The organism is Chryseobacterium sp. R2A-55 (assembly GCF_021401085.1).
In the GTDB taxonomy this organism is placed as follows: Bacteria; Bacteroidota; Bacteroidia; order Flavobacteriales; family Weeksellaceae; genus Kaistella.
Map to the genome: position 1 here is coordinate 26,462 of NZ_JACBFP010000004.1, position 12,662 is coordinate 39,123.

11 protein-coding genes are annotated in these 12,662 nt (G+C 40.5%); 7 read left to right on the forward strand and 4 right to left on the reverse strand.

Annotated elements, in window-relative coordinates:
• The first annotated feature begins 240 nt into the window (after positions 1–240).
• Both prfB and L0951_RS06430 read left to right on the forward strand, forming a co-directional pair.
• Positions 241–1,353, forward strand: a complete 1,113-nt coding sequence (prfB, locus tag L0951_RS06425; protein ID WP_234110404.1) for a peptide chain release factor 2 — start codon at positions 241–243, stop codon at positions 1,351–1,353.
• A 71-nt stretch (positions 1,354–1,424) separates the two neighbouring features.
• A complete protein-coding gene (locus tag L0951_RS06430) occupies positions 1,425–2,105 on the forward strand; it encodes a DedA family protein (RefSeq protein ID WP_234110405.1) in 681 nt (226 codons plus the stop codon).
• Positions 2,106–2,449: 344 nt separating this feature from the next.
• On the opposite strand, the gene secG is transcribed toward L0951_RS06430, so the two are convergent.
• Positions 2,450–2,785 (reverse strand): preprotein translocase subunit SecG, encoded by a 336-nt coding sequence (gene secG, locus L0951_RS06435; protein ID WP_234110406.1) that lies wholly within the window; start codon positions 2,783–2,785, stop codon positions 2,450–2,452.
• A gap of 550 nt (positions 2,786–3,335) precedes the next feature.
• On the opposite strand from secG, the gene L0951_RS06440 reads away from it, so the two are divergent.
• The 3 genes from L0951_RS06440 to L0951_RS06450 all read left to right on the forward strand — a co-directional run bounded on the left by L0951_RS06440 (position 3,336) and on the right by L0951_RS06450 (position 8,038).
• Positions 3,336–5,207: an ATP-binding protein gene (locus L0951_RS06440; protein WP_234110407.1), complete on the forward strand. Its 1,872-nt coding sequence runs from the start codon at positions 3,336–3,338 to the stop codon at positions 5,205–5,207.
• Positions 5,208–5,218: 11 nt separating this feature from the next.
• Positions 5,219–5,584: a PleD family two-component system response regulator gene (locus L0951_RS06445; RefSeq protein ID WP_234110408.1), complete on the forward strand. Its 366-nt coding sequence runs from the start codon at positions 5,219–5,221 to the stop codon at positions 5,582–5,584.
• A gap of 111 nt (positions 5,585–5,695) precedes the next feature.
• Positions 5,696–8,038 (forward strand): ATP-dependent helicase, encoded by a 2,343-nt coding sequence (locus L0951_RS06450; RefSeq protein WP_234110536.1) that lies wholly within the window; start codon positions 5,696–5,698, stop codon positions 8,036–8,038.
• 71 nt (positions 8,039–8,109) lie between these two features.
• Here L0951_RS06450 and L0951_RS06455 read toward each other — a convergent pair whose 3' ends face one another.
• From L0951_RS06455 to rlmH, 3 genes are all read right to left on the reverse strand, one after another.
• Entirely contained in the window at positions 8,110–8,493 is a 384-nt protein-coding gene (locus L0951_RS06455; protein ID WP_234110409.1) for a DUF3037 domain-containing protein, read from the reverse strand.
• On the reverse strand, positions 8,480–9,256 hold the full coding sequence (locus tag L0951_RS06460; RefSeq protein WP_234110410.1) for a HipA family kinase: 777 nt from the start codon (positions 9,254–9,256) through the stop codon (positions 8,480–8,482). Before L0951_RS06460 ends, L0951_RS06455 begins: the two co-directional genes overlap by 14 nt.
• A 122-nt stretch (positions 9,257–9,378) precedes the next feature.
• Entirely contained in the window at positions 9,379–9,852 is a 474-nt protein-coding gene (gene rlmH / locus L0951_RS06465; protein WP_234110411.1) for a 23S rRNA (pseudouridine(1915)-N(3))-methyltransferase RlmH, read from the reverse strand.
• Between the two features lie 30 nt (positions 9,853–9,882).
• On the opposite strand from rlmH, the gene L0951_RS06470 reads away from it, so the two are divergent.
• Entirely contained in the window at positions 9,883–10,830 is a 948-nt protein-coding gene (locus L0951_RS06470) for a YihY/virulence factor BrkB family protein (protein WP_234110412.1), read from the forward strand.
• Between the two features lie 103 nt (positions 10,831–10,933).
• Complete coding sequence (locus L0951_RS06475; RefSeq protein WP_234110413.1) at positions 10,934–12,559, forward strand: tetratricopeptide repeat protein; 1,626 nt, start codon at positions 10,934–10,936, stop codon at positions 12,557–12,559.
• Positions 12,560–12,662: the final 103 nt, after the last annotated feature.

Consider the following 12,662-nt stretch of genomic DNA (forward strand, 5'->3'; position numbering starts at 1 on the left):
AAGATAATAATTAAGCCGACTCATTTTCTGCGAATCTTGATTTAAGTCATTTTTAATGGTGTACGGTTTCAATATTTTTCATGCGGAAAAACTTTGTATAAAAATACTGTGGTTGAAAGGAAGTGATTATCGCTATTGAGATCAGGTAGGATGAGCAATTTCTTTTCTGGGAAAATGATGAGGTGAAGAATATGGAAATTAGTTTTTCTGAAAAAGCCAAGAAATCAGTATTTTTGCAGTATGATAAACAGCGACCAGCTTAAAGATGTGCAGTCCCGAATAGGGGAACTTTATAAGTATTTGCAGATTGAGAAAAAGAAACTTGAAATCATCAATGATGAAGAGAAAACCGTGGCTCCAGATTTTTGGGATCATCCGAAAGAAGCGGAGTTGTTCATGAAGCAGCTTCGATCCAAGAAAAAGTGGGTAGATGATTATGAGGAAATTTATTCCAGATTTGAAGATATTCAGGTACTTATTGATTTTGCGAAAGAAGATGCGGATTCAGAAAAAGAACTGGATGAGGCATTTCCGGTTCTCCTGGAAAAGATTGAAAATCTGGAATTCAAGAATATGCTTTCCAATGAGGGAGATGAACTTTCGGCAGTACTGCAAATCACGGCAGGAGCTGGTGGAACCGAAAGCTGCGACTGGGCATCGATGTTGATGAGAATGTACACGATGTGGGCTGAAAATCAGGGCTACAAAATCCGTGAACTTAATTTTCAGGAAGGCGATGTGGCCGGAGTAAAAACGGTAACCCTGGAAATCGACGGCGAGTTCGCTTTTGGTTATCTTCGCGGAGAAAATGGGGTTCATCGATTGGTGAGGATTTCTCCTTTTGATTCCAATGCAAAACGCCATACCAGCTTTGTTTCGGTTTATGTTTATCCATTGGTTGATGACACCATTGAAATCAATATCAATCCTGCAGATATTTCCTTTGAAACCATGCGAAGTTCCGGTGCAGGCGGTCAAAACGTAAACAAAGTGGAAACTGCGGTGAGACTTCGCCACGCACCAACCGGAATCATCATCGAAAACTCAGAAAGCCGCTCCCAGCTGCAAAACAAGGAAAAGGCAATGCAGCTTTTGCGGTCCAGGCTTTATGAAATGGAACTGGAAGAACGAATGAAGGCGAGAAACGAAATTGAAGCGGGAAAAATGAAAATCGAATGGGGAAGCCAGATTCGGAATTATGTGATGCATCCATACAAACTGGTAAAAGACGTGCGTTCCGGCTATGAGACTTCAGATGTGGAAGGAGTGATGAACGGTGATTTGACTCCATTCCTGAAGGCATTCTTGATGGCAGACGGAACTGCTGTTTCAGATGATGATTTCGATTTGTAAACTGAAAAATTTACGAAACTTTAACAAAAACTTATTCCCCGGGAAAACGCCGTTTCATTATCTTTGCCAATATGGAACATTTTGAGAGTTGGAAGGATTTGCTGAATCCTGAATTTTACATTAAGATGGGCGGTTTTTGGCTCATCTTATTTATTATCTTCGCAGAAACAGGATTGTTCGTGGGGTTTTTTCTTCCTGGCGACAGTTTGCTTTTTGTATCGGGGATTTATGCAGTCGAAATTATGAAGGAAACTTTCGGGGGAACCGGGAGCGATTTGCTGGATACCACCATCCTGGCCACTGCGATAGCGGTCGCTGCAATCATTGGAAATGAGGTTGGCTATTGGTTTGGGTACAAAGCAGGACCTGCACTTTATAAAAAAGAAGATACTTTTTTGTTCAAAAAGAAGTATCTTTTCCAGGCTCATGATTTCTTTGAGCAACACGGTCGTTTAGCGGTGATCATGGCAAGATTTCTTCCCATTGTGAGAACTTTTACTCCCATTGTTGCAGGAATCGTGAAAATGGACAAAAAGGAATTTTTTGTGGATAATGTCGTTGGTGCGGTTTTGTGGTCGTTTATACTGGTTTTTGCGGGACATTATCTGGACAAACTCTTCATCGATCAGTTTGGGATTGACCTGAAATCACATTTGGAATTGATTATCTTAGTCATTGTAATTATCACTACGGCACCGATAATCATCAAGTTTTTCTTTGGTGGCAAAAAGGAAGACAAGGATTCAGAATAGTTTTCAAAATCATAGGTGAGTAGAACAGCTTTTTTCAGGGCTGTTTTTTTTTGCGGTAAAAAAAGTAATTTGCTTAGAGAAATCTGCTATCTGCGTTTGACAGAATTGGCAAAAAATGGAAACGCCATCGCAGAGACTGAACTGTTTTTAGGAACAGAAAATGGATGAAATAATTCGCCGGCAGGAATGAAAAGTGAGGTGGATGGGTTATTTCGGCTTCATCACCTAAAGTGGTTGATAAGTGAAGTAGATTCAATGAGGTAATCCGACCTAAAATAAATCCAAAAAAAAACGACCCGGAAAAAAATCCTGGCCGCTTTTCTATCTGTTTTGTTGTGCTTTGATTAGTTTCCAGCAGGAGCAGGAGCTGGGTTGTTTGTAGCCGGAGCGGTTTGCGGAGCTGGAGCCTCTTTTCTAACTGGAGTTGTCTGCGTGTTTTGGCTTGGTTTTGCCGTTAAAACTACGCTTAAGAAGATGAGAACAACGATTGAGATTCCTAATGTCCAAGTGGCTCTCTCCATGAAGTCATTGGTTCGCTGTACTCCAAATTGTGCCGGAGAAGCTCCCCCAAAAGTGCCGGAAAGTCCTCCGCCTTTAGGGTTTTGCGCCATAACCACGATGACTAGAAGGATGCTCAAAATCATGATCAAAACCATGAATAACGTAAATATTGTGCTCATTTCTCGTTCTTAAATTTAGGTTGCAAATATAAGTTATTTTTTTGAAAAATGTATTGGTGCACCATAAAAATAGAAGGAAAACACCTTGTATCTATAAAATTATTCTTTATGAATCCAATATCAAAAATGGTTGCTTTAAAATTTTTTCCGCGTAGGTGCAGGAACATCAAAATTTGGCAAGCGATTTCTGAATCATTTGCCAGAAATCTCACACAACAGTTTAGCGTGATCTTTTCCTGAAAGCAGGCTGGGTAATTTCAGCATTATGGTTGAAAATTGCACTGCACACCTATACTCCGATGCGAATAAAGCATTTCCGAAAACCCGAAATCTTTTCACCAGATTGATTTTTCTGACTGAGGTTTGTTTTTGGTTAAAATGAAATAGATGGTGATTATTGTAGTTTATTTAATTATAAAAGGGATATATTATTGTGGAAATTATATTTATTGTTAATATGTTGTAGGGATTCGCAACATTTTTCTTTCGTTTATCAATTTAAAATTTTACATTTATCAAATCAAAATTTTGGTATTTTGACTTGCAGACCATGGAGAAACAGTACTACGAAAAAATTAATCCTGAAGCTCTTATCAATTTATTTTCCCAAACTCCGGTCGCATTGGCTCTGCTTATTGGGAGCGAATTTATTATTGAGACTGCCAACACGCAGATGCTTGAAATTTGGGGAAAAGACAAATCCGTGCTGGGACTTCCACTGGTTGAGGGACTTCCAGAAATCAAGGATCAGGCATTTCCAGAAATTTTGCGGGGCGTTTTTGAGACTGGCAAACCTTTTCGTGGTTACAAAGTCTCCTGTTTCCTTGAACGGAAAGGAGAATTGGGTGAGTTTTTCTTTGATTTTGTGTATTCCCCGGTTTATGACAATGATGATGCGATCATTGGAGTAAGTGTGGTTGCCACAGAAGTCACTGCGCATGTTGTTTCCGAAAGAGAACTGGCTGAAAGTGAATTCAGATTCAAGGAACTGCTGCTGAATGCTGATTATGCCACTGCCATTTACCGAGGCGAGGATATGGTGATAGAACTTGCTAATGAAAAGATGCTTCAAACCTGGGGAAAAGACCAATCGGTCATAGGGAAAAGGCTGGGTGAAGCACTGCCAGAACTGGAAGGTCAGCCGTTTATGGATATTTTGAAGAAAGTCTACACCACAGGAATTTCTCATCAATCTTCCGAAGCCAGAGCAGATTTGATTGTAGATGGCGTTTTGCAGACTTTTTATTTCAATTATTCCTACAAACCCATCCGAAATGCGAAAGGTGAAATTTACGCGATTTTAAATATGGCAGTGGATATTACCGAGATGGTGAAATTTCGCCAGATTTTAATAGAAAATACGCAAATGTTGAAGCGCTCTGAAGCGAAATATAAGAACCTTTCCGAGGCCATGCCGCAAATTGTATGGACCATGTGTCCTGATGGAAAATTCACCTATTTTAATGAGCGATTCTGCGAATATATTGGAAATGCCAATGACTTTAAGAAAAACAACGGATTGGTTTCAATTGTTCACAAAGACGATCTGCCCAAACTGAAATTGGTTTGGAAAAAAGCGATGCTTGCTAAATCTGATTTTGAAATGGAGCACCGTATTATGAATCAGCAATCCGGCGAATTTTTCTGGGTTCTTACGCGGTCAGTTCCTGATTTGGATGATGACGGGAAGATCAAGCAATGGATCGGCAGTAGTACCGATATCAATGAATTCAAGAAGCTGCAAGCCCAAAAAGATACCTTTCTGGGAATGGCAAGTCATGAACTGAAAACGCCTTTGACCAGTATCAAACTTTATGCACAGATGTTGGAGCGTTCGCTGAAAAAGGCAGGAGATGAAAAGAACGCCAATTTCGCGCGAAAAATGGACGAGCAGGTGATCAAACTCACGTCACTGATCAACGATTTGCTGGATGTGACCAGAATAAACAGCGGCAAAATACAGCTTGAAAAAAGCAGTTTCGACTTTTCCCAATTGGTGAAAGAGGTGGTAGCTGAACAGCAACTCGCCACCAAACACACAATCATCATTGAATCTAATAACCCCGGAATAATCTTTGCAGATCAAAACAGGATCAGTCAGGTGATGAATAATTTCATCAGCAACGCCATCAAGTATTCGCCGGAAGCAAGTGAAGTCATCGTTTCCTCGGAAATTTCAGAAAACAGAGTGAAGTTCAGTGTGAAGGATTTTGGAATCGGTATTCCTGTCGAAAAAAGGGAGAAAATTTTTGAGCAATACTACCGAGTGACCCACGATTCTGAGCACACTTTTACTGGTCTGGGTCTCGGTCTGTATATTTCATCAGAAATCATCAAGCGTTCCGGAGGAAAGATTTGGGTGGAAAGCGAATTAGGGAAAGGCTCTACATTCTGCTTTTATTTGCCGATGGACGTCAATTAGAATGATAGGTCATGAATTCTAAGAAAATATTAATTGTTGATGACGATGTCGCTATTTTGAACTCGCTTCAGGTTTTGCTGGATTTTGAGGGGTTTGAAGTAGTGGCTTTTGAAAGCGGCTCACAGGTCTTCAAATGGGTCGAAAACCGAAGTGTTCCAGATGCGATCCTACTTGATATGTGGCTCCCGGACGAAGATGGCAGAGAAATCTGCAAACGCCTGAAAAAACTGGAACCCACCAAAAATGTTCCGATCATCATCATGTCCGCAAGTCATGAATTAGAAAAAACAGCCATCGAATCAGGTGCAAACGCATTTCTAGCCAAACCTTTCGAGATTGAAGACTTCCTCGGTACCCTTCAGCGGTTTACGGAATGATTTTTACCAAAGCAAAATCAAGGTCTTGATCACATTGAAAGTTTTTGTATTTTGTCTTTAATTTGACATCGGGAATTTATTTCCCTAAATTTGGCACTCAATTTTTTTGCGATGATCGATTATTTGAAAGGTTTAAATGAAGCTCAATACGATGCCGTAACCACACTTGAAGGCCCACTGATGGTTCTCGCAGGTGCAGGTTCGGGAAAAACGCGCGTTCTCACGATGCGGATTGCTCATTTGATTACCAACCTGGTCGATCCTTTCAATATTCTTGCACTGACCTTTACCAACAAAGCGGCGAAAGAAATGAAGGAGCGTATCGCAAAAGTAGTGGGAGAGAGCGAAGCCAGGTCACTCTGGATGGGGACTTTTCACTCGGTTTTTGCCAGGATTTTGAGAAGTGAGGCGCATTATCTGGGATTTCCTTCGAATTTTACGATTTACGATTCCCAGGATTCTCTGAATGTCATCAAGAAAGTCCTCAAAGAACTCCATATTGATTCAGACTTATACAAGCCAAAGAAAGTTCAGGCAAGGATTTCGTCCTATAAAAATAACCTGATTACCGTAAAGGCATATTTCAACAATCCTGAATTAATCGAGGCAGATGAAAGGACAAACATGAAACACATCGGTTTGATCTACCAAAAATATGTGGAGGTTTGCTACCGAAATGGCGCGATGGATTTTGATGACCTGTTATTGAGAACCAATGAATTACTGACTCGGTTTCCCGAGGTTTTGGCGAAATATCAAGACCGTTTCCGATACATTTTGGTGGATGAGTACCAAGATACCAATCACTCGCAATATCTGATTGTAAAAGCCTTGGCTTCCAAATTTGAAAATATTTGTGTGGTGGGAGATGATGCACAGTCGATCTACTCATTCCGTGGAGCGAATATTTACAATATCCTCAACTTTAAAAAAGATTATCCTGATGCAAAAACCGTGTCGCTCGAACAGAATTACCGGTCCACTCAAAACATCGTGAATGCGGCCAATGTGGTGATTTCTAAGAACGTGCAGCAATTCAAAAAGAATGTTTTTTCAGACAATGAGGAAGGCGAAAAAATCAAAGTGTACCGCGCACTTTCCGATGCGGACGAGGCGAATTTTGTAGCCGGAAATATTTGGGAACTTCATCATTCACAACAAAGAAAATTCAACGATTTTTCCATTTTGTACCGAACCAATTCGCAAACCCGTGCTTTTGAAGATGCGCTTCGAAAAAAAAATATTCCCTACCGTGTTTATGGCGGATTGTCCTTCTACCAAAGGAAAGAGGTGAAGGATTTGATGGCTTATCTGCGGCTTTTGGTCAATGAAAATGACAGCGAAGCATTGTTCCGGGTCATCAATTATCCCGCCCGTGGAATTGGCGAAACCACCCAGAACAAACTCATTGTTTTTGCGGATTCACAGAATATTTCGCCATCGCAGGTTTTGGATAATCTCGGTTTTTATGCGCCTCAACTGGGTTTGAACAATGGAGTTTTAACCAAACTCTCGGATTTTTGGTCGATGATTAAAGCTTTTCAAGTTTTATTAAAAACTGAAAATGTGTACAATGTCGCCATGGAAGTCGCCAAAAGAAGCGGATTAATTAAGTTTTTGAAAGACGATCAAACTCCCGAAGGAATTTCCCGTGTGGAAAACGTGCAGGAATTGCTGAACTCCATGCAGGGTTTCATCGAAGAACAACAACAGCTGGAAGACGGAAATCCCAGTCTTGCAAATTTCCTTGAAAACATCGCGCTTTCTGCGGATACCCAAAAAGATAAGGAAGACGACGGCACAGACAAAGTTTCATTAATGACGATCCACCTTTCCAAAGGTTTGGAGTTCCCGATCGTCCATTTGGTGGGATTGGAGGAGAATCTGTTCCCAAGTTTTATGAGTTCATCCACCCGTGAAGAATTGGAAGAGGAACGAAGATTATTCTACGTGGCTTTGACCAGAGCTGAAAAGCAGGTTTTTTTCACGTATGCGGTCTCCAGATTTCAGTGGGGAAAAATCACGGATGCGGAACCTTCAAGATTTTTAAGCGAAGTGGATACCCAATTTATCGAATTCATCAATCCTGCAGTTGAGAGCCGTTTTGTGAACCATTCCGGACTGAAATCCAACATTTTTGACGATGCTCCAAGTGAGCCCAGATTTTTCAAAAAGCAGGATCCAAAGAAAAAGTTGAGTCGTGACGAAAATCGGGAACCTAAATCTTTACCGAAAAACCTGAAACCCATTTCCACCGCAAAAATCATCAATCCGAGCGGACAAAGTTCGGAAGATATAGAAGTGGGCGACAAAGTTCGGCATGACCGTTTTGGAATCGGTGAAGTGACCTTTTTAGATGGAACCGACCCGAAAAACATCAAGGCAAAAGTGGTTTTCCAGCATGAAGGCGAGAAGAATCTGATTTTGAAGTTTGCGAAGCTGACGAAAATTTAGGAAGTACGAAATAGGAAAATAAAGAGGCCTTATTTTTCTGGTTATTTTGTCTCAGGACAAAAGAAGAGTAATTATTTCACCAACTCCTCAAACAACCTCTCAAAAGTACCATCCAGATCCACCGTTTTCCCGGGATGCGGCCTCGAAGTCTGAACTACTGAACTTCTCACCGCAGTCAGCCAGCGGAATCTTTCCGGAATATCGAGGGCTGCGATTTCTCCCCCGGATTTTTCTCCATGGGCAACCGCTTTGAAATTTTCCAGATTATGCCGCACATCTTCGTAATCGAGTTTGGAATGCATCAATGCAAATTTTTTCGGACAAAGATGAAATTCCACCCGGATGTATTTTGCTTTCTTAGAAAACATAACGAGCCCGATGTTGAAAAACTCTTCTCTCTCAACTTTCGGAACGAGCCGTATTACTGCGTATTCGTAGATTTTAGCCTCTTGCATGTTGTGCTTCGTTTACAAAGTTAACGGAATTTTCCAGCCTGGTTTTCATAAAGTTGAAATACACTTCCCTGATTTCATCCGGAGACATTTCGGTATCTTTCCAGTGGAGCCACTCCAATGGAATCAGCTCCACGATTTCCCTGAAAATGGAGTCATTCAAAACCGTTTTTGCCCATTCATCGGCTTCTTCGAGCATGGTCGCCTGTTTCAGTAGTACATGTTGTTTGATGTAGGCAAAAGGACTTAACGCATGTTTCTCAAAATTCTCCCAGGAATGGTGGAAATAAAAAGAGGCGCCGTTGTCAATCACCCACAATTCCTTGTGCCACATCAGCAGATTCGTATTTTTGAAAGTCCGGTCGATATTGGTAATAAACGCATCCAGCCAGACAATTTTCGAAGCCAGAAGCGGATCGATTTTCACCGAGGGATCATAAGCAATCGCTCCTGAAAGAAAATGGAGTCCCAAATTCAGTCCTTCTGAAAATTTCAGCAAATCCTGGATTTCTTCATCAGCTTCGGTTCTGCCAAAATCTACATCCAGATTGGCAAAAACCAGTTCCGGAATTTGCAGGCCCAAAACCTGAGCAATTTTGCCGCCGAGCAATTCAGAAATCAACATTTTCACGCCATGACCACCGCCGCGGAATTTCAGGACATACTTGAAATCATCATCTGCTTCTGCCAAAGCCGGCAAACTTCCGCCTTCTCGCAAAGGCAGGATGTAGCGCATCACGGTGACTGTTCGTAAAGATAAATCCATTGTTCAAAAATAAGGAAAAGCGGGGAGACCGGTGCGGGAAGGCGTAAGAAAATTCGGAAATTCAGTCAAACTTTCAGACAAAAGCGAAAATTTTTTCTAATATTGCTTATTACCGGGCTCTTTTAGTCGTTATGATAGGGTTTTCCCTGAAGAATCTGATCTGCGCGGTAAATCTGTTCCACAAAAAACAGCCTGATCATTTGATGGGTGAAAGTCATTTTAGACAAAGACATTTTCTCGTTTGCTCTTTGATAGACTTCCTCTGAAAAACCGTATGCACCCCCGATGAAGAAAGAGACTTTTTTAAGGGAAGAGTTCATCCAGCCTTCAATTTTTGAGGCAAATTCCCTGCTTGTAAATTGCTTTCCTTTTTCATCCAGAAGGATGAGGTAATCAGAATTTTCGCAGTGGTTGAGAAACAGTTTTCCCTCTTCTTTTTTCAGAAGTTCAGGGGAGAGGTTTTTGGCATTTTTTACATCCGGAATTTCAGTGATTTCAAAGTTCCAATGTTTGGGAAGACGGTTTTGATAATATTTAATTAACCCTGAAATTTCTTTGTCATCCGTCTTTCCGATGCAGATCAAATTGATTCTCATTTCTTATCTTTGTTTTGCAAATATAGATGAATGGGCATAAAAACTCCACAATTCCTGATTAAGTTCCGCAATTTTCTGGATCAGATCCATATCCCGTTTTTGGGGATTTCATTATGGAAAATGTTCGAGGTTTATGGTCAGGGAGTTTTCAAAATGCAGATTGGAAGAATGGCCGCGAGTATTTCCTGGAGTTTCTTTCTGAGTCTGTTTCCTTTTATCCTTTTTCTGCTCTCCCTTTTACCACTTTTACCCCATTACGACAAACTTCAGTTTTACATTTTCGAAGTTTTAATGCCGAATATTTTCCCGGCGCATATTCAGAAAGATGTTTCTGGGTATATCAACAATTTCATCATCCCCAATATGAAAAACATCAGCAATCTCACCATTGTTTTTGCGATGATTTTCGCGGTGAACGGTACGCATTCGCTGATTAATGGGTTTAATATCAATACCAATCTGCAAAGGGGAGTGGTGAAAGAATATCTTGTGGCTTTCGGCATTACCATTGCTTTCGTGGTGCTGATTATCGCATCGCTTTTGGGGGTTTACTACAGTGAGGTCGTCTTGAAACTTTTCACCCCGGAAATCAATATTTCCTGGTTGGTCAAAAATATGTCACGGATCATCGGGTTTATCTCTTTTCCGATTTTTTATCTGATTCTTTTGGCCCTGTTTTATTGGGTAGGCTGCCTAAAAATCACCACCTTCAAACAGGCGCTTCCCGGAGCTATTTTAACGACTGTGCTGTTTGTGGTCGTTACTTATTTATTTGCCATCTATGTGAAAGATTTTGCTAAATATAATGTGCTTTACGGATCTATTGGATCTATTATTTTAGTGATGGTGTGGGTGAATATCAATATCATCCTGATTCTTTTGGGTAATGAACTCAATATCGCCATCAAAAAAGTGCGGGTTGAAAAGATGATGGCGGAGGAAATGGATATGGAACATCAAAATGAGCTATTAAATTAACTATACTTATTTTCCTTTGATTAAATTTCGGGTTTTATGCACCTTTCTGATATGGGTTCTACATGTGGGAATATATTCTGCACAGAAGGATTCTGCGACAATTTTGGCTAAATATCAAAGGGAACTCGCTTTTTGCAAACTGAAAAAAAATGAAGAATGTTCGGCAAAGGTTCTCGGTAATATTGCTAAATTATACGGTGATTACCTGGACTTTTCGAAAAGCGGAGAATATTACCAAAAGGCGATTTCTATTGCATTCAGAATCAATGACCAGGAACTTTTGGCGGCACTTTATGGAGAATACGGAAGGGTTTTCTATCAGATGTTGGATTTCCCAAAAGCGTTTGAATATTACCAAAAAGCATTGGATATCTGTGAGCGAACCGGTAATAAGCGGGGGAAAATAGATCTGCTTAAAAAGTCCGGCGAACTTTATTACCATCTTGGGGAATTTGAAAAGGCATTGAACCGTGCAGACCAAATCATAGAGATTGGAAATGAAATAGGGGATAAAAAGAATACCGGTTATGCTTTTTCCTGGAAAGGCAATATTTTGATGATGATGGGAAAATACAAAGAGTCCCTGAAGCAATATGAGGAATCCATTATCATGCAGAAGGAACTCAATGACGATAGAAGGTTGGCTGTGGATTATGCAAATGTGGCTTGCGAATATCAGCTGCTTTCAAATTATGAAACGGCTTTGGAATACCACCAGAAATGCTATGCGCTGTTGAAGAAAAATAAGGATCGGTACATTGAAATGCTGTATTTTAAAGATATGGGCGGACTCATTCAAAATGCGCCGGACAAAGTTTTGAAAAAAATCGGCATCCTTTCCGAAAAACGTTACCAAACCTCGCTGGATTATGAGGCAAAAGCATGGCAGATTGCCGAAGAATTGGGAGACACCCCGCAAAAAACCTATATTCTGGAACTGATGGTTTCCGGCTATGAAAAGTTGGGAGACTTTAAAAAGGCCTATTCTTTATTTCAAATGCTGACGAAAATTAAAGATGAGATGACGGGGCAGCAAATCAAAGCTGAAATCGCCAGGAAAGAATCGCAGTATTTTTTTGATAAGAAGGAAGCTGCGGAAAAAATGCAGAACGAAAAAAAACAAGCACAGCTGAAACTCCGTTACGGTATGCTATTGTTTCTATTTTTCATGGTTGCCGCAGCAGGATTTTCGCTTTTTTATTACACGCGGATGAAGAAACGCAAAGAAAAGGAAATCTATGTAGCCCATCGGCAGATCATGGAAATGGAACAAGAAAAAATGGAATCCGAACTCGATCAGGCAAAAATGGAAATGAAGCAATTCGTAAGCAGTCTGAACGAAAAAAACACGCTGATTAACAAAATATCAGATGAACTGCGGCAGCATAATTACTTTCAGGACGAGAAAAAAAGCGCCATACAAGAAACTTTAACCGAAATAAGGCAAAGCGTGATCCTCACTGATGAAGACTGGAAAAAGTTTTTGTCGCGCTTTGAAAAGATCTACCCGGATTTCATCTCTGTCATCAAAACTGAGTATCCCAAAATCACTGCCGCCGAACTGCGTTACCTGATGTTGGTGAAAATAGGGTTTTCCAGCAGGGAAATGGCTGATATTCTCGGTGTTTCGCCCAATACCGTTCACGTTACCTGGAAACGCCTGCGCGAAAAATTCGGTTTTTCAAGGGATGAATCTCCGCAGGATATTCTGAACAGAATAAAGATCTGATACGTTTAATAATTTATAATTCATTGATTTATTGCATTTTAAATAGCGGCAAATGACATTGTCACTTTTTTGTCATGTTTTATTTAGCTGTTTTTTCTAATGG